At 35.4% G+C, this 16,295-nt stretch carries 20 protein-coding genes; 14 read left to right on the forward strand and 6 right to left on the reverse strand.

The features are described 5' to 3' along the window. Positions 1–438: an NUDIX hydrolase gene (locus CN288_RS11560; protein WP_026593672.1), complete on the reverse strand. Its 438-nt coding sequence runs from the start codon at positions 436–438 to the stop codon at positions 1–3. Positions 439–547: 109 nt separating this feature from the next. Between CN288_RS11560 and CN288_RS11565 the strand changes: the two genes are divergently transcribed. Next, positions 548–1,381, forward strand: a complete 834-nt coding sequence (locus CN288_RS11565; RefSeq protein ID WP_026593671.1) for an EcsC family protein — start codon at positions 548–550, stop codon at positions 1,379–1,381. Positions 1,382–1,410: 29 nt separating this feature from the next. Here the strand turns inward: CN288_RS11565 and CN288_RS11570 are convergent, their stop codons facing one another. Further along, positions 1,411–2,061, reverse strand: coding sequence for a YitT family protein (locus CN288_RS11570; RefSeq protein WP_026593670.1), 651 nt, complete (start codon positions 2,059–2,061; stop codon positions 1,411–1,413). Positions 2,062–2,929: 868 nt separating this feature from the next. Between CN288_RS11570 and CN288_RS11580 the strand changes: the two genes are divergently transcribed. Next, positions 2,930–3,136 carry a hypothetical protein gene (locus CN288_RS11580; protein WP_026593669.1) on the forward strand — a complete coding sequence of 69 codons (207 nt, stop codon included), beginning with the start codon at positions 2,930–2,932 and terminating at the stop codon, positions 3,134–3,136. Positions 3,137–3,149: 13 nt separating this feature from the next. Here the strand turns inward: CN288_RS11580 and CN288_RS11585 are convergent, their stop codons facing one another. Next, a complete protein-coding gene (locus CN288_RS11585; protein WP_026593668.1) occupies positions 3,150–3,467 on the reverse strand; it encodes a radical SAM protein in 318 nt (105 codons plus the stop codon). A gap of 166 nt (positions 3,468–3,633) precedes the next feature. On the opposite strand from CN288_RS11585, the gene CN288_RS11590 reads away from it, so the two are divergent. The 3 genes from CN288_RS11590 to CN288_RS11600 all read left to right on the forward strand — a co-directional run bounded on the left by CN288_RS11590 (position 3,634) and on the right by CN288_RS11600 (position 8,022). After that, positions 3,634–4,839 carry an argininosuccinate synthase gene (locus CN288_RS11590; RefSeq protein ID WP_026593667.1) on the forward strand — a complete coding sequence of 402 codons (1,206 nt, stop codon included), beginning with the start codon at positions 3,634–3,636 and terminating at the stop codon, positions 4,837–4,839. After that, a complete protein-coding gene (gene argH / locus CN288_RS11595; RefSeq protein WP_026593666.1) occupies positions 4,836–6,224 on the forward strand; it encodes an argininosuccinate lyase in 1,389 nt (462 codons plus the stop codon). The genes CN288_RS11590 and argH overlap by 4 nt, the downstream gene beginning before the upstream one ends. A gap of 214 nt (positions 6,225–6,438) precedes the next feature. After that, complete coding sequence (locus CN288_RS11600; RefSeq protein WP_098302304.1) at positions 6,439–8,022, forward strand: serine hydrolase domain-containing protein; 1,584 nt, start codon at positions 6,439–6,441, stop codon at positions 8,020–8,022. Positions 8,023–8,066: 44 nt separating this feature from the next. Here CN288_RS11600 and CN288_RS11605 read toward each other — a convergent pair whose 3' ends face one another. Beyond that, on the reverse strand, positions 8,067–8,636 hold the full coding sequence (locus CN288_RS11605; protein WP_098302305.1) for a DinB family protein: 570 nt from the start codon (positions 8,634–8,636) through the stop codon (positions 8,067–8,069). Positions 8,637–8,982: 346 nt separating this feature from the next. On the opposite strand from CN288_RS11605, the gene CN288_RS11610 reads away from it, so the two are divergent. Beyond that, complete coding sequence (locus tag CN288_RS11610) at positions 8,983–9,324, forward strand: zinc ribbon domain-containing protein YjdM (protein WP_026593663.1); 342 nt, start codon at positions 8,983–8,985, stop codon at positions 9,322–9,324. 70 nt (positions 9,325–9,394) lie between these two features. Here CN288_RS11610 and CN288_RS11615 read toward each other — a convergent pair whose 3' ends face one another. Then, positions 9,395–9,574 (reverse strand): hypothetical protein, encoded by a 180-nt coding sequence (locus tag CN288_RS11615; RefSeq protein WP_026593662.1) that lies wholly within the window; start codon positions 9,572–9,574, stop codon positions 9,395–9,397. A gap of 168 nt (positions 9,575–9,742) precedes the next feature. Beyond that, positions 9,743–10,201 carry a universal stress protein gene (locus tag CN288_RS11620; RefSeq protein WP_098302306.1) on the reverse strand — a complete coding sequence of 153 codons (459 nt, stop codon included), beginning with the start codon at positions 10,199–10,201 and terminating at the stop codon, positions 9,743–9,745. A gap of 149 nt (positions 10,202–10,350) precedes the next feature. Here CN288_RS11620 and CN288_RS11625 point away from each other — a divergent pair, with 149 nt between their 5' ends. The 8 genes from CN288_RS11625 (at position 10,351) to CN288_RS11660 (ending at position 16,283) form a co-directional block, all read left to right on the forward strand. Beyond that, complete coding sequence (locus tag CN288_RS11625; RefSeq protein ID WP_081811117.1) at positions 10,351–11,142, forward strand: SDR family oxidoreductase; 792 nt, start codon at positions 10,351–10,353, stop codon at positions 11,140–11,142. Positions 11,143–11,278: 136 nt separating this feature from the next. After that, entirely contained in the window at positions 11,279–12,412 is a 1,134-nt protein-coding gene (gene ald / locus CN288_RS11630; protein WP_026593659.1) for an alanine dehydrogenase, read from the forward strand. Positions 12,413–12,657: 245 nt separating this feature from the next. Continuing rightward, entirely contained in the window at positions 12,658–13,092 is a 435-nt protein-coding gene (locus tag CN288_RS11635) for a hypothetical protein (RefSeq protein WP_026593658.1), read from the forward strand. Positions 13,093–13,466: 374 nt separating this feature from the next. Then, entirely contained in the window at positions 13,467–13,901 is a 435-nt protein-coding gene (locus CN288_RS11640; protein ID WP_026593657.1) for a hypothetical protein, read from the forward strand. A gap of 323 nt (positions 13,902–14,224) precedes the next feature. Further along, positions 14,225–14,557 carry a cupin domain-containing protein gene (locus tag CN288_RS11645; RefSeq protein ID WP_026593656.1) on the forward strand — a complete coding sequence of 111 codons (333 nt, stop codon included), beginning with the start codon at positions 14,225–14,227 and terminating at the stop codon, positions 14,555–14,557. Next, complete coding sequence (locus CN288_RS11650) at positions 14,554–15,348, forward strand: GNAT family N-acetyltransferase (RefSeq protein ID WP_026593655.1); 795 nt, start codon at positions 14,554–14,556, stop codon at positions 15,346–15,348. The genes CN288_RS11645 and CN288_RS11650 overlap by 4 nt, the downstream gene beginning before the upstream one ends. 2 nt (positions 15,349–15,350) lie before the next feature. After that, entirely contained in the window at positions 15,351–15,695 is a 345-nt protein-coding gene (locus tag CN288_RS11655) for a DUF6176 family protein (RefSeq protein ID WP_026593654.1), read from the forward strand. A gap of 381 nt (positions 15,696–16,076) precedes the next feature. Further along, positions 16,077–16,283: a hypothetical protein gene (locus tag CN288_RS11660; RefSeq protein ID WP_026593653.1), complete on the forward strand. Its 207-nt coding sequence runs from the start codon at positions 16,077–16,079 to the stop codon at positions 16,281–16,283. Positions 16,284–16,295: the final 12 nt, after the last annotated feature.

Here is a 16,295-nt window from a genome sequence, read left to right on the forward strand (position 1 = left end):
CTATAGGATTCCGTCTTTTATTTTTGTTGCGAGAAAATGCATGATTCCATTTGGATACAAAGTTTTTTCTTGCCCGAGAAATGCTGTAATGGGAATCCACTTTGCATATGCACTTCGTTCGTTATCTTGCATAGGTATCATTTCACTTCCATATAATGATGTATCTGTAAAATGAAGCGAGTACAATTGAATAATCTCATGTCCGGCTTCCTCATCTACATAAAAGATATTTTCAAGACATCCTAAGTAAGTTGTAATTTCTACTTGTGCATTAATTTCTTCCTTAAATTCACGAATCACTGTTTGATCTGATTTCTCTCCAAATTCAATAGAACCGCCGAGTGGCCTGTAATATGTTTGAATTTCTGTTTGATATTCTTGAACAAGAATACGCTTGTTATGGAGGAGGATTCCAAATGCCTTTGCGCGTGGGTACATATTATAACCTCCTATATATTGGATAAATATATGTTTAGCCTATCAGATTTGTAAAGAAAAATCTGAAATATGTTACAATAGAACAAAATTGAGCGAGGTGGTTGTTACGATGCAATCGAAGCGAGAACAAGCCATTTTACAAGAAGTTAAAAATTGGGAAGGACAGCTATTGGAACAGGAGTCAACCGATTTTCAAAAGATGTTTGATAAGTGGTTGCATACTTCAGTCGCAAAGGTTCCGGAGAAAAAGCGAAAAGAATTTTTTGCGAAAGCAGACGGATGGTTATTTCATCTTCATGCATTGATTCAGAGTTCACAATCGCAGCTTGATGCGCGAAATCGTATTTTAGGAACAGCGCGGTTGTTTGATGAATCGATTGAACAGCTGGGAGAATTGAAAGCATTATCCATTGATCAACTAACATACATAGCAGAGCAACAGACCGCGCGTCATCGTTTATATTCTTTTGTACAGGGAGGAGCAACTGGAGTCGGTGGTTTATTATTGTTGACAGCTGATTTTCCGGTCATGATTGCGTTAAATGTAAAGGCAGTTCAACTTATTGCAACATCATTTGGTCATGATGTGAACAAGCCATATGAAATGATGCTCGCTTTAAAAGTATTCCATGCTGCCTTACTGCCAGCAAGGCTTCAGCAATATGCTTGGTATAACTTGCTTCAGGAGCTAGAACAAGAGGATTCGTTCTTTTATGAAGGGGAAGAAGAAGTATTAAAACCAGCTTCTACAGAAATTTTGTTAAAACAAATTTTGAAGACTTTTTCTATTTATGCGCTTCGACGTAAACTATTTCAAGGTATTCCTGTATTAGGGATGGCGATTGGTTCTACGGTGAATTACCGTCTAACAAGGAATGTAACAGAATTTGCAACCAGGTTCTACCAAGTGCGTTACATAGTAGAAAAAGAAAAAAGAGCATAAAAAAAGCGAGAGGCCAAGGCCTTTCGCTTTTAGTTTGTTGCATGTTGTTTTGATATTGGAATAGATACTGTTTTCTTTTCTTCTGCTGGATAATAAATTAAATCAAGCGTCTTTGCCTGCACAGCAATTGAAAGAATAGTAAAAGCAATTTCTGTCCAAGTTAAATAATATAATGAAAGTGTAAGTACAATCGCATCAAAGACGAAGAAAATCTGACCAATTGTAAATCGAGTTTTTTTACTTAGTACAATTGTTAAAATATCGTCTCCACCGGTTGAACCACCAAATCGCAATATAAAACCGAGTCCAATCCCAGCCAGCGCACCACCTAGTACTGCAGCTATCCATAAATGATTTGATAAATCTACTGTAAATGGAGAATAGTTTTCCATTAAAGAATAAAATACTCCGAATGAAATCGATCCTATAAATGAATAACCAACCATCTTTTTACCTAAAAATGTAGCACATAGCAAAATAATCGGGATATCCATTATTACAGTTGAAATTGACGGTGAAATATCAAAAAAGTTTTGGATAAATAGTGCAATTCCTACAAAGCCACCTTCAGTTAAGTGGTTTTGAAAATGAATGTGATATAGTGCTGCTGATAAAATAAATGAACCGATTAAAAGCATAAAAATTTCTTTAATAATTTGTCGACTTTGGATGTTCCTCATCGTTATTCCTTCTTTCCGTAGTTAGTAGTTCTTTTCATCTTGTAAACTAACTACGAGCTCATATAGCCTTCAGTTAGTTTACATCAAACTAACTACGCTATATATCGCTGAAGAAATAACGAATAATCCTCTCGTCCATCAATTCTCCCTACTTTCGTTTTAGTTTAAGTCTAAAAACGACTAAACAAAACTTTGAGTAGGATTGGTTATTTAGCAATCCTGCCTTCTTCTTCGTTTTGTTTAGTAATTATCAATAAAGGCCTAAACAAAACGCTATGTGTAAGAAGAGTCTTTTCGTTGCCAAATTATCCTTCGGGCAATCATAATTTCCCCACTCTCGTATTTTTTTTCGCTAGACTAAAGTATCTGAGCAAAAAAATACGCTACGTGTAAGATTCGTCAATTCGATGCCACATGCTCCTTCGAGCGATCATGATATCAAAATCCTTTCTGTAAAAGATTTTATATTATTATATCATACTTTCAAAAAATGTATGCGGATGGAAACCGACAATAACCGGAGAAAAATTACAGAATTTGTAATTTTATAGGAAGTATGCTGCTATTTTTAAATATTTTTGCAAAATAGTCCTATTTGTTTAGGAGTTGGGAGAGGATGTCCAATAAGTAATAAGAAAGAAGTACTGAAATTTACTCACTTGTTTCCTGTTTGTCACTTTTTTCTTTGAAAAAAGCATCCCAGTTAATGGGGGATAAAAATTAAACTTCCTGTAGAGTCATGTTTCTGTACAAATTCTTTTCGTTAGTATATGACGCGGGGAATGTATATTGTGTTATTTTTTTACAAAAATAAGTTTGTATGAGAGTATATTTGTATAGATGGATGAATGGTAAGGGAGGAGATAGTATGTTCAAAGATATGTTCAAAAGAAAAGAATTAGTATGTTCTCTTTGTCAAAAAAAAATTCAATATGAAGAAGAATTGGTTGCCTTTGTAAAGTTACCAAAAGAAAGGAATCTGTTAGTAGGTCCTTTTGATGTATGCTTAGCGAAATCAGCGGAAAATATATATTGCAAGCCTTGTTATGAAAAAAGCATGACCCACAGTAAATGAGGGCATGCTTCTTTTATTGATGCGCTTTTCCCTCAGACACATGTTGAGTAAGACGATACCATAGCCATAAATCGTTAATGATAGAGGCAAGATCGGCAATCTCAGAATTGAGTTTACAAGAAATCTCAAAATTTTCCTCGTTATTTAAACGCTGTTGTTTTTGGTTAATATGATATTCCAGTTCTTTTATACGATCAGGTATTTTTCCACGAATTTGTTCCCATTTTAATAAAATTGCATGCTGCATGTTTTCAGGGATATCTTCCCATTCTTCTTGTAGTTCAGGTACTTCTATTCCTAGGTGTTCATCGTATATAAAATATTGTTCCATATAGACACCCCCATTTTCTGTTTCCATTGTACCGAAAAAAAGAAAGAAGTTCGATGAAATTGTTAGAATTTTTTTTGTTAATATCCCTTGATTCATTTTATAAAAGGTGTTAAAGTTTGAATTATTATTAATTATAATGAATATTTATTCTTTAGGGGGATATAAAATGGAGAAGAAAAAAGTTGTGTTAGCATATTCCGGAGGTCTTGATACTTCCGTTGCAATTAAATGGTTACAAGATAAAAATTATGATGTTATTGCGCTTTGCTTAGATTTAGGGGAAGGTAAAGATTTGGATTTTGTAAAAGAAAAAGCACTTTCAGTAGGCGCAGTTAAATCTTACATGATTGATGTTCAAGAAGAATTTGCGAATGAATATGCATTGATGGCTCTACAAGGTCATACGTTATACGAAGGGAAATATCCACTTATTTCTGCATTATCTCGTCCGTTAATTGCAAAAAAACTTGTAGAAATTGCGGAGCAGGAAGGAGCAAGTGCTGTCGCACATGGATGTACAGGAAAAGGGAATGACCAAGTTCGTTTTGAAGTTTCTATTCAAGCATTAAATCCGTATTTAGAAGTAATTGCGCCAGTACGTGAATGGAAATGGTCACGTGAAGAAGAGATTGCGTACGCGAAAGAAAATGATGTCCCGATCCCAATCAATTTAGATAGCCCGTTCTCAATTGACCAAAACTTATGGGGACGCAGTAATGAATGTGGAATTTTAGAAGATCCGTGGGCAGCGCCTCCAGAAGATGCATATGAAATGACATTAGCATTAGAAGATACACCGAATAAACCAGAGTTTGTGGAAATTGGATTTGAAGCAGGGGTACCAACAACATTAAATGGCATTTCTTATTCACTTTCAGAACTAATCAAAACGTTAAACACTCTTGCTGGAAAACATGGGGTTGGGCGTATTGATCATGTGGAAAACCGCCTTGTTGGGATTAAATCACGTGAAGTATATGAATGCCCAGCAGCAATGACGTTACTTACAGCACATAAAGAGTTAGAAGATTTAACGCTTGTAAAAGAAGTAGCTCATTTTAAACCAATGATTGAGCAAAAATTAACGGAATTAATTTATAACGGTTTATGGTTCTCGCCTTTAAAACAAGCGCTTGTTGCTTTCTTACAAGAAACACAAAAAACAGTAACAGGTACTGTACGTGTGAAATTATTTAAAGGTCATGCAATTGTAGAAGGACGTAAATCAGAATACTCTCTATATGATGAAAAATTAGCAACATATACAGTGGATGATGAATTTAACCATGATGCTGCAGTTGGCTTTATTTCTTTATTTGGTCTTCCAACAAAAGTATACAGCCAAGTAAATCAGAAGAAGGTGGAAGCGTGAGCAAACTTTGGGGAGGCCGTTTTACAGCAGAAGCAGAAGAGTGGGTCGAGGAGTTTGGAGCTTCCATCTCCTTTGACCAAAAATTAGTGGTAGAAGATATAGAAGGAAGTATCGCTCACGTTACGATGCTTGCGAAGCAGGGGATTGTGACAAAAGAAGAAGCAGAGAAAATTAAAGAAGGCCTTCAACATTTATTAGAAAAAGCGAAAATAAATGAGTTAACTTTTTCAGTAGATGCTGAGGATATTCATTTAAACATTGAAAAAATGTTAATTGAACAAATTGGTGACGTTGGTGGAAAGCTTCATACAGGAAGAAGTCGTAATGATCAAGTTGCGACAGATATGCATTTATATTTACGTAATAAAGTGAAAGATATTATAAAGGCAACGAAACAACTGCAATCGGTTCTTGTTCATCAAGCAGAGAAGAATATTGAAACAATTATGCCGGGGTATACACATTTGCAACGTGCACAGCCAATTTCGTTTGCTCATCATGTACTTGCATATTTTTGGATGTTAGAGCGCGATGTAAATCGTTATGAGGATTCAGTGGGGCGCATTAATATTTCTCCGCTTGGTGCGGGTGCTCTTGCGGGAACTACATTTCCGATTGACCGTTCGTATAGCGCAGAGTTGCTCGGTTTTGAAGGAATCTATGAAAATAGTTTAGATGCAGTGAGTGATCGTGATTTCATACTAGAATTTCTTAGCAATTCGTCCATACTAATGATGCATTTATCACGCTTTTGTGAAGAACTCATTTTATGGAGCAGTCAGGAATTTCAATTTATTGAAATGAGCGACCAGTACGCAACGGGAAGCAGCATTATGCCGCAAAAGAAAAACCCTGATATGGCTGAACTCATTCGTGGTAAAACAGGGAGAGTATACGGCAATCTATTTAGCTTGTTAACGGTAATGAAAGGATTGCCGCTTGCTTATAATAAAGACTTGCAAGAAGACAAAGAAGGTATGTTTGATACGGTGAAAACAGTAGAAGGCTGCCTGCACATTATGGCGGGCATGCTAGAAACGATGACTGTAAACAAAGAAAAAATGGGGCAAGCCGTAACACAAGACTTCTCCAATGCAACAGAAATTGCTGATTACTTAGCAAACAAAGGACTTCCATTCCGTCAGGCGCATGAAATTGTTGGAAAGCTCGTTCTTCATTGTACGCAAAAAGGAATCTATTTATTAGATGTACCGCTAGAAACATATCAAGAAATGAGTTCGTTATTTGAAGAAGATTTATATGAAGTTCTTTCGCCATATGCAGCGGTAAAACGTCGTAATAGTGCAGGTGGAACAGGATTCGAACAAATTCAAAATGCACTGGAAAAAGCGAAGGTGTTAGTGGGAGAGACTGTAAATTTATAAGGATGAGAGGATACTCCGCTCTATATAGGAGCGGGGTATCCTCTTTTTTTACTAGAAAAAATAATAAGTGTGTTAAAGGAGAAAGGAGTTTCGCAATCTTAAGTTGAAATTTGGGTAGGTGGAAGATTTAGTAATGTAAGGAGCGTCTATTATGCCAACTTATTAAAGAGTTTACTTCAAATGAAATTCAAAAAGAATAGGGAGGTAATGCCCTGTGTTATCTATAAAAGATATTGAATCGCATATAGAACAACAAGTACAGAACAAAACAGTACCGGGGTTTGCACTATCAATCATAAATGAAACAGAAATTTTGTATGAAAAGGCATTCGGTCTCATGAACTGGGAAGAATCGAATCAGAAGGTTACGACCGATACATTGTTCCGCGTTGGATCAGTTAGTAAAAGTTTAACAGGGACTTTAATAATGAAGCTCGTAGAAGAGGGGATTTTAGATTTAGATGTTCCAATTTGTACGTATATAGAAGAGTTTACCCTGCAGAATCAAGAATACGCTCGCACCATAACTCTTCGTATGTTGCTAAGTCATACCGCGGGTTTACCTGATGGAGGAGATATAGAGGGACCTCGTGATCAGGCAGGATGGGTATCTTATATAGAGGAAATAGTTCCTAATTTGAAACTAGTAACTCCACCTGGCATCCTATATTCATACGGAAATCATGCTTATAATCTTGCAGGATATGTAGCTCAATCTGTATGTAAAAAGCCGTTTGCAGAGCTCATGAAGGAATATGTATTAGATCCACTTGGAATGACTAGAACAATGTATGATCCGCTTGAAGCGATGACGTATCCTCTTGCTTTAGCCCATGAAAAAACAGAACAAGGCGATTGGAAGGTACAACATAAATTTGCAGAAAATGTAACGAATTATCCTTCCTTTTTTGGAATGTCGACCATAACAGATTTATCTCGCTTTGCGATGATGCATTTAAATAAAGGGATTTTAGATGGTAAGACCTTTTTAAGGTCAGAAATAATTGAGGAAATGCATAAGAAGCAAGTTGATAACTACACTTTAAACGAGTTTGGTAGCTGTTTAGGTTTGATAATAGAGAAAGAGCGAGGCTGCGAAATGCTTTGGCATAGCGGAGCGATAAGCACATATAAATGTTTTTTAGTATTGTTCCCAGAGAAAAAGCTAGGATTTGTGACGATGGCGACGCAGGATTATGGGTGGGAAATTATAGAGATGTTAATGAACCAATTCATAGGACAAACTGTTAAACCTAAAATCACTCCTGTTCAAGTTGATTCGGATTGTTGGAGAAACTATGAAGGGGCGTATTTAGGTGCAAAAAGAGGATTTGTCAGTATAACAATTGAAGATACTGCTCTTATGATGGAGTGGAATGGAGAAAAAATGCAATTAGAACCTGTTCGAAAGGATTTCTATATAGCGCGTCATAATGGTGAGGTAGTATCGATAGGGTTTCGAGTAATGGATTTAAGAACAAAGTATATCGTTATTAATGGAAGCCCTTGTAAGTATACAGATTTACAAAGAAAGCATGTTCAGGCAGTAGAATGGAAGGATTATGAGGGAACATATTCAGCAGGCGTATTTGAGTTTAGCTTCTTAAAAAAAGAAGGTAAACCAGTATTTGTAGATGAAGACCAGCACTATCCTTGTTTTCCAATCAACGCTTCTATATTTTACGCAGGAGAATATGGACTTCTTCGATTTGCAAAGAATACAAGCGGATCTCCAGTATTATCTATTCAAGATGCATGGCATTTGGAATATGTAGGAGAAGAAGTAAAGATAAAGTGAAACTTAAATCAGTGAGGGATTCAGGTCTCACTGATTTAGTGTTTTTATACTTCTAGACTACGTGCATGCATCGTTTTATAGATATTTTCAATGATTAAAAAATGATGTTTCTCATGTATCGCTAAAAGTTGAATGGCTTGAATTAGGTTGGGATACTTAGCGAGTGGATCCAAAAATACAATGTGCCCCGCGATATTTTCTTCTATATTTTGAACGCATATTTTGATTGCATTTGTTTCGTTAACTAGCAATCGTTCCAGTTCTTTACCATCCATAGAATAATAGATTTTTTTGGATGGTACTAAAATCCAAGGAGCTTTCATTCCTTTCCCATTTTTTTCTTTGTATACTGCATAGATGTCATGTATTTCAGTTGCAAACGGGGCATTTCTTCTTATTTTGGCATAGGGAAGAAGTGTGAAAGAAAACTTAATTGCAACTTTTAGCATTTTTGCAATTAAGTACAGGTGGTAGAGATGTTCCCCAATTGACCATTTCCCATTTTTATTTCGATGCCATAGTTCTTCTTGCGGAAGTGATTGTAGTTTAGGGAGAAATTGAGATCTTTGTTGATTTAATGTGTGAAAATGTTTTGATATACTTTCAGATTTCATGTACCAGAACCCCTTAGTTCATTTTCCTAATTATACCATCATTATAATTGTTTTGTATTTTGGAAGGGGAATCCATGCTAAAACAACTCTTCATCTGGAATAGTATGTTTAGAAATCTAAGTTTACCGCATTGCCATCAACGTAAAGAAGGAGAGCACACTATATGATGTGCTTTCTTTTTTAGAAAACGTGTTCACATAAAGTTGGCTTGTCAATCTGAAAATACTATGGCAGTATATAAGGAACATCCCTATTTTTCGTGAGTTTCCAGTTCGTAATTGTTAAGTTTACGTAAGTATGAAAAAGGGAATTGAGAGTAATTTTTATAATGGAGGAAATAAAAAATATGCAAAACTTACCGAACTGTCCGAAATGTAATTCAGAATATACGTATGAAGATGGAAGTCTATTTGTTTGCCCAGAGTGTGCGCATGAGTGGGCTCTAGGGTCAGAAACTGAAAATAGTGAAGACAAAAAGGTTGTTAAAGATGCAAATGGAAATATCTTAAACGATGGTGATGCTGTAACAGTAATCAAAGATCTTAAAGTAAAAGGAACTTCATCCGTTATAAAGATAGGTACAAAAGTAAAGAGTATCCGTTTAGTTGATGGAGATCATGATATTGATTGCAAAATTGACGGATTTGGAGCTATGAAATTAAAATCTGAATTTGTTAAAAAGGCATAAAAAGAATCGTATATAAATGATTAAAAAGACGTTCAGTAAGGTGGTTTTGCCAATTACTGAACGTCTTTTCTTATTCGTATTTATGCCGATTTTCTGTAATACGAATATATTCAATATCCATTAAATCACGGAGGAGTGCACCATGACTCAGCTCAACACCATGCTTTTCTTTAAAATGAGAGCAGATTGTGTCGAGCATTTCAATTTCTTCATCATTTACATCTAAAATAATTCGTTCGGAATCGCCCATGTAGCATCCCTCGTTTCTTTTTTTCTTAGCGTAACCGAACAGATATATTCTATCCTTCGATTTTTAAGTTAATCGAATGGGAGCAAAGATATATTTTGTTATTTGATATTTGAATACACAAAAAAGCATCAAGCCTACATGAGCTTGATGCTTTTATATTTTGATAAATTATAGTTCACCTTGCTCTTCTTCACCACGGACAACAAGGACATCGCATTTCGCATAGCGAATAATATGTTCAGAGACGCTACCGATTAAGAAGCGTTCTACAGCGTTTAAACCAGTTGCACCACACATAATTAAATCTACTTTATGTTTTGGAGCAATTTCTTTTGAAATTTTAGATTTTGGATTACCGAATTCTAATACAGTATCTACTTTTTCAAGACCAGCTTCAGTTGCAGTCTTTTTGTAGTCTTCTAATAAATCTTCTGCAAAGAGATTTGCACGCTCAGCAATTGCTCGGCTATATGCTTCTACAGCAGAGTATGCTTTTACATCAACGATATGAGCGATTGTTAATGTTGCGTTGTTGCGCTTTGCAACTTGAATTGCTTTTTTAAAGGCTTTTTCTGCTTCTTTGGAACCGTCCACTGCAATTAAAATATTTGTATATGTATTATTCATAGTAGATTCCTCCCAATTCTTTTTTATAACCTTTTTACAACTTAATTATAAAGCAAAATATGGTAATGTGCTTGTCGAAAACGTTACAGAATTTTGAAAAATTTATTTCGATTCTTTTTAGTTGTAATTGATGGGATAACTTGTTACATATTGAGTATAGGAATAAAAAGGAGGCTATTTTTGTGAGACACGCGCTCATTACAGCCGGTACGAAAGGTTTAGGAAAGCAAGTAACAGAAAAATTATTGACTGAAGGATATTCAGTAACCGTAACATATCGCAGCGATATAAGAGCTGCCAAAGCAATGAGGGAAAAATATGAACATATAGCAGAACGACTGCAGTTTGTGCAAGCAGATGTCACGAAAAAAGAGGATTTACATAAAATGGTAGAAGGAGCAATTGACCGTTTTGGCAAAATTGATTTTTTAATCAATAATGCAGGTCCTTACGTATTTGAACGTAAAAATTTAATTGATTATGAAGAAGATGAATGGAATGAAATGATACAAGGGAATTTAACAGCAGTGTTTCGTTTATTAAAACTTGTCGTTCCGATCATGAGAAAAGAGCGTTTTGGCCGTATTATCAATTATGGGTTTCAAGGAGCGGATAGTGCACCTGGTTGGATGAACCGTTCCGCATTTGCTGCAGCAAAGGTAGGACTGGTCTCATTAACAAAGACAATTGCTTATGAGGAAGCAGAATACGGAATTACATCAAATATGATTTGTCCAGGAGATATTATTGGTGAAATGAAAGAGGCAACGATTCAAGAGGCACGTATGATGAAAGATGCCAAGACACCAATTGGTAGATCTGGAACAGGTGAAGATATCGCTCGCACAATTGCATTTCTATGCGAGGAAGATTCTGATATGATTACGGGCACAATCATTGAAGTAACAGGGGCCGTTGATGTTATTCACAGACATCGATAAAAATAGATAAAATCTATAGGAAAACTCGAGATATTTTTTGTCAAATATTGAGATATTATGTTAAAATATAAGAGCATAGAAAGCGCTTTAAAAAAATGATTCAGGGGTCATTTCATAACTCAAGGGGGAATTAAGAATGCGTATCGGTATTCCAACAGAAATTAAAAACAATGAAAACCGCGTGGCAATGACGCCAGCTGGTGCTGTGCATTTAGTACACAATGGTCATGATGTTTTTGTTCAAAAGGGTGCAGGTTTAGGATCTGGCTTTACAGATGAAGAATACGTACAAGCTGGGGCAAAACTTGTTGAAACTGCTGAAGAAGCATGGAATCAAGAGATGGTTATGAAGGTAAAAGAGCCAATTGAAAGTGAGTATGGTTATTTCCGTGAAGGTTTAATTTTATTCACATACTTACACTTAGCTCCAGAACCAGAATTAACAAAAGCTTTAATCGATAATAAAGTAGTAGCAATTGCTTATGAAACAGTACAATTAGACAACCGTTCTTTACCACTACTTGCACCTATGAGTGAAGTAGCTGGTCGTATGTCTGCACAAATTGGTGCACAATTCCTTGAGAAAAACAAGGGCGGTAAAGGCATTTTACTTGCAGGCGTTCCGGGAGTAAAACGTGGTAAAGTAACAGTTATCGGCGGTGGTCAAGCTGGTACAAACGCGGCGAAAATTGCGGTAGGTTTAGGTGCTGATGTAACGATTATCGACTTAAGTGCAGAACGCCTTCGTCAATTAGATGATATTTTCGGTAACCAAGTAAAAACTTTAATGTCTAACCCTTATAACATTGCAGAAGCTGTAAAAGAATCTGATCTTGTAATCGGTGCAGTATTAATTCCAGGTGCAAAAGCGCCAAAACTTGTAACAGAAGAAATGATTAAATCAATGGAAACAGGTTCTGTTGTAGTAGATATCGCAATTGACCAAGGTGGTATTTTCGAAACAACTGATCGTATTACAACTCATGACAACCCAACTTATGAAAAACACGGCGTTGTTCACTATGCAGTTGCAAACATGCCTGGTGCGGTTCCGCGTACATCAACTCTTGCGTTAACAAACGTAACAGTACCATATGCAGTACAAATTGCAAACAAAGGTTACAAAGAAGCTTGCTTAAGTAACTCTGCATTATTAAAAGGTATTAACACGTTAGACGGCTATGTAACATTTGAAGCAGTTGCAGAAGCACACAGCTTACAATACGCTGATGCGAAAGAGCTTCTTGATAAAGCTCCTGCTTTATCATAATAAAAAAATTGTGAGACCTTCCTTAGATAAGGAGGGTCTTTTTGTATGTAGTAACTCAAGTGTCTTCTACAAAAAGTTAGACCTCGATTTAACAAAATATTCAATATGTTTTTATAACGTATGATAGACAAAAAAATTTTAAGAATGATACGATAGGATTTGGGGAATTATGTTTATTTCATATGTGATTTATAATAAGTAACGAGAATTATAGAATAAAGTAAATTGGTCTAGGGGGGGATCCAATGGGGAGGAAAAGTAGTAAGAAAAAACAGAAGAGACAACCTAAACAACAGCATGTATTGCAACAAAAGGAAGTAGTTATAGAGCAACATGAGAAACCAATTGCCATTATACTTAAAGTACTTAGAATCATTACTATTTTTCTGTATTTAGGATTCTGTGTTTACATCTATTTTAAAATGAGTCAGTCACATCTAACTAAGGGGTTTTTTGGGGAGTTATTAAAGATATTTGTAGGAATAGTAGAAATGGTGTTGTATGGCTTTTTATTTCTATATATATGGACACCAAGTGATAAAGGTGAACAGGATAAGAGCAAGGCGAGAAGGAGAAAAGGTTCATCAAATTCATCAAGTGGATTTGTAAACTATAGCGATAACGATTGTAGTAGTTCAGGTGATAGTGGAGGAGGAGATTGCGGAGGCGGTGGAGATTAAAAAAGTAGTCCGCCTTAAAATGTTTCATTATTTGGAATGGTACGAGGCGATTTTGAAAGAAGTTGCCAATAAAATGAAACATTCAGCGGTGGAGCTTTCTCCATCCACCGCTGAATATTAGCCTTCACCAACTGGACTTTGACAAGCAGTCCATCTCTTACTAATTTTTTCTGTCAGGGAGCTTTGAGACGAGGGGTATTACTGCTCGTAAATATTAGGATAAAAGGGATGCTCTTTAATTTTTACTCGTAATACGAGATAGAGAGCATCTTTTTGTTTTGAAAATCTAAAAATTGGAATTTTTTCTTGTTAATGAGATTCCTCTTATGGTAGTTTGGGATTATATAAATAAGTAGATTTAAAGAGGGGATGTCATGGGGAGAAAGAGTAGGAAGAAAAAACAGATAAAACGGCAGAAATATATAAAGAAAAAGCAGGAACAGAATATACCATTTCAACAGAAGCTGGCTTTTCGTATAGAGGGAATTGCTAGGTATATTAGTATGGTTTTATATGTGATTTTGTGTATGTATTTGTTAGGTGTATTTTATCAAATCGAGATAAGACCTGAATTTTTGGAAGACATCTTTCAGGGGATTGTTTTTTTGGCACCATTCGGTATGTTTTTTGTATTGTTTGACAAAGTATGGCCAAGCCGTGAAAGTAAAAATGATAAGAAAAGGCAGCAGAAAAGAAAACGATCTTCCTATGCTTCAAACTCGTCAAGTGGATTTGTAAACTACAGCGATAATAATTGTAGTAGTTCAAGTGATAGTGGTGGTGGAGATTGCGGGGGCGGTGGAGATTAAAAAAGTAATCTATCTTAAAATGTTTCATTATTCAGAATGAAACGTTAGAACTTGAAAGAGATTACTAGGATGGAATAGTGTATCGCAGAAAGGAAGCGCAGTAATAAATTTAACAAAAGAGCCAGAAGAAAGAATACAAAAGAGAAATGATTTGAACGAGAGGAGAAGCTATCGTTAGTTTAGAGCAAACTGTACGAGAATTAAAAGAAGAAGTGAAAAAAGTAAGGAAACAGAAATAGAAATGTTTTTTGATCTTTGCAATTGTAATTGTACTTGGCTGGTTTTTGCGGAAATAATAAATAACTTAGGGGATGGGAAGAATGATGGAGAAAGTAAATCTTTTAGAACTCACAAAAGAGATTACAGAGCAGCACAAAAATTTTGTTGTCTCGAATATAAATAATCATTGTTTGCGGATTGCTGTGTTTATGGGAGAATATGATTGGCACTTTCACTCGAATTCGGATGAATTATTTATAGTACTCGAGGGAGAATTGCTGATCGATTTTCAGGATAAGGATACAGTTGTTCTAAAACCGAATGATTCTATTTTAATTCCAGCAGGTACTATCCACCGCACAAGAGCACTACAGCGAACCGTTAACCTCTGTTTTGAAAATTTAGAAGCGGATACTGTTATTGTGGAGAATGTATGAGAAAGTTAGTGTTACCAGAGTATCATAAGATTCTTCCGGTTTTAGAAGAGAACAAACAGACAGCTACTTTTGCCTATGCAGTATGTGATCAAACGATAGATGGTGAAATCTTTGTAAATGATAGATTAACAGCAGGAATGATTGCGACTGCTAATGGTATTTACTATTTGTTTGGAGATACATATGATCAGGAATTTCAATGTACTTTGTTTTCTCACATTGAAAGTAATGTTTTAACAACAGAGAAACGATTCACATTATTTGTGTCTAGCTTAGATTGGGAAAACATTATTGAAAATCATTTCAAGGATGTATTTCGGAAAATCCCTCGAAAAAAATTTCTATTTCAAAGAGAGTGCTTTGAAGATGGAAAAAGAGAAGTAGATGATTTTACGTACCAGGTCATACGTGTCGATAAAAATGTAATAGAAAAAAGTACGGAATTTACGGAGCAGTATTATAAAGAGTATTGGGGATCAAAAGAAACGTTTTTGAAGCGTGGTTTTGGTTTTTGTATTGTACAAGGTCAAAAGGTAGTGGCGGAGTGTATTTCAATTTTTAGAGGTGATGATTTTGCGGAAATTGATATTGCAACACATCCAGACCATCAACGGAAAGGGCTTGCTGGATTAGTCGCAACTTCTTTCATAGAACATTGCATACAAAATGGAATTACACCGTGTTGGGATTGTAATAGCGATAACATTTCTTCACAAAATTTAGCTGGTAAATTAGGTTTTTGTCATCCAATAGAATATGTTTTATATGTACGAAAAAAGATGAGGGAATAAACATGAAGGTCGAATTAACAAGATTTAAAGTGAAACCAGGAAAAAGTCATCGTGTGGATGAGTGGATGAAACTTCTCAATAATCATATGAAAGAAGTACTTTTGACATTAAACGACGAAAAAATGTATGTAGAGACAATTTTCCGGGAAATAAGGGATGAGAAAGAGTATTTGTATTGGTATTCGGTACAAGGAGAAGGCGGAATAGATGTCGAAAGTTCTCAGCATGAAATTGATAAAAAGCATTTAGAGTTTTGGTATGAATGTATCGATGAAGAATCGCCTGTTTCCCATATGAAAACAGAAGTTGTTATGATTCAAGATGTTGTTAAAGAAGCGATGAAATAATATTTTTGTAAGTAATAGGAAAAGTTCATCAGAGGAGATGGGTTTTTTGCTTGTAGAAAATTACATATTTCAAGCCTTTCTACTCATATAAGAAATATTGTTAGAGCGCTCAACATGGTGATTCCAACTACATGAATTTGAAGGAATAAAAAGCCCCTCTATTAATTTTCTGCTATAATAAACACTTATTATTATAATTCTTAATATAGAGAATTATAAATACAACTACAAATGATTATTCAAGTAGAATTAAAGAATAATTGAAATTAGTTGTGGGGAGTACCATATATAAGAGGGGGAACAGTTGAGAAATATCTATTTCGAAACATTAGTGAGAATAGTTAGAAAATTTATGTTATAATATGGAAAAAGGGGGCCTATATGAAGCAAATACATGGAGCAATTTATATCTACATAACAATGTTTTTTGTTGGAGCGTCTTATGGTTTAGGACATTCATACTCGCACCCAATTTTAACTTTTTTGAGCGGGACATGTATGGCCATCGCGATTTGTGTACACTTTTTCTCAGTTTGGATTGTTAAATTTCAATTAAATATTAGTGAAATGGAAGAAGGCACCTTTTGAGAGGCCTTCTTT

Source organism: Bacillus sp. AFS023182 (assembly GCF_002560575.1).
Taxonomy (GTDB): domain Bacteria; phylum Bacillota; class Bacilli; order Bacillales; family Bacillaceae_G; genus Bacillus_A; species Bacillus_A arachidis.

Coding starts and splice junctions, on each gene's coding strand:
- CN288_RS11620 (WP_098302306.1), bottom strand. CDS start 10,201: ATGAATAATACATATACAAATATTTTAATTGCAGTGGACGGTTCCAAA.
- CN288_RS11610 (WP_026593663.1), top strand. CDS start 8,983: ATGCAAAACTTACCGAACTGTCCGAAATGTAATTCAGAATATACGTAT.
- CN288_RS11650 (WP_026593655.1), top strand. CDS start 14,554: ATGAGAAAGTTAGTGTTACCAGAGTATCATAAGATTCTTCCGGTTTTA.
- CN288_RS11560 (WP_026593672.1), bottom strand. CDS start 438: ATGTACCCACGCGCAAAGGCATTTGGAATCCTCCTCCATAACAAGCGT.
- CN288_RS11580 (WP_026593669.1), top strand. CDS start 2,930: ATGTTCAAAGATATGTTCAAAAGAAAAGAATTAGTATGTTCTCTTTGT.
- CN288_RS11635 (WP_026593658.1), top strand. CDS start 12,658: ATGGGGAGGAAAAGTAGTAAGAAAAAACAGAAGAGACAACCTAAACAA.
- CN288_RS11645 (WP_026593656.1), top strand. CDS start 14,225: ATGGAGAAAGTAAATCTTTTAGAACTCACAAAAGAGATTACAGAGCAG.
- CN288_RS11640 (WP_026593657.1), top strand. CDS start 13,467: ATGGGGAGAAAGAGTAGGAAGAAAAAACAGATAAAACGGCAGAAATAT.
- CN288_RS11615 (WP_026593662.1), bottom strand. CDS start 9,574: ATGGGCGATTCCGAACGAATTATTTTAGATGTAAATGATGAAGAAATT.
- ald (WP_026593659.1), top strand. CDS start 11,279: ATGCGTATCGGTATTCCAACAGAAATTAAAAACAATGAAAACCGCGTG.
- CN288_RS11655 (WP_026593654.1), top strand. CDS start 15,351: ATGAAGGTCGAATTAACAAGATTTAAAGTGAAACCAGGAAAAAGTCAT.
- CN288_RS11590 (WP_026593667.1), top strand. CDS start 3,634: ATGGAGAAGAAAAAAGTTGTGTTAGCATATTCCGGAGGTCTTGATACT.
- CN288_RS11570 (WP_026593670.1), bottom strand. CDS start 2,061: ATGAGGAACATCCAAAGTCGACAAATTATTAAAGAAATTTTTATGCTT.
- CN288_RS11660 (WP_026593653.1), top strand. CDS start 16,077: ATGAAGCAAATACATGGAGCAATTTATATCTACATAACAATGTTTTTT.
- CN288_RS11585 (WP_026593668.1), bottom strand. CDS start 3,467: ATGGAACAATATTTTATATACGATGAACACCTAGGAATAGAAGTACCT.
- CN288_RS11605 (WP_098302305.1), bottom strand. CDS start 8,636: ATGAAATCTGAAAGTATATCAAAACATTTTCACACATTAAATCAACAA.
- CN288_RS11565 (WP_026593671.1), top strand. CDS start 548: ATGCAATCGAAGCGAGAACAAGCCATTTTACAAGAAGTTAAAAATTGG.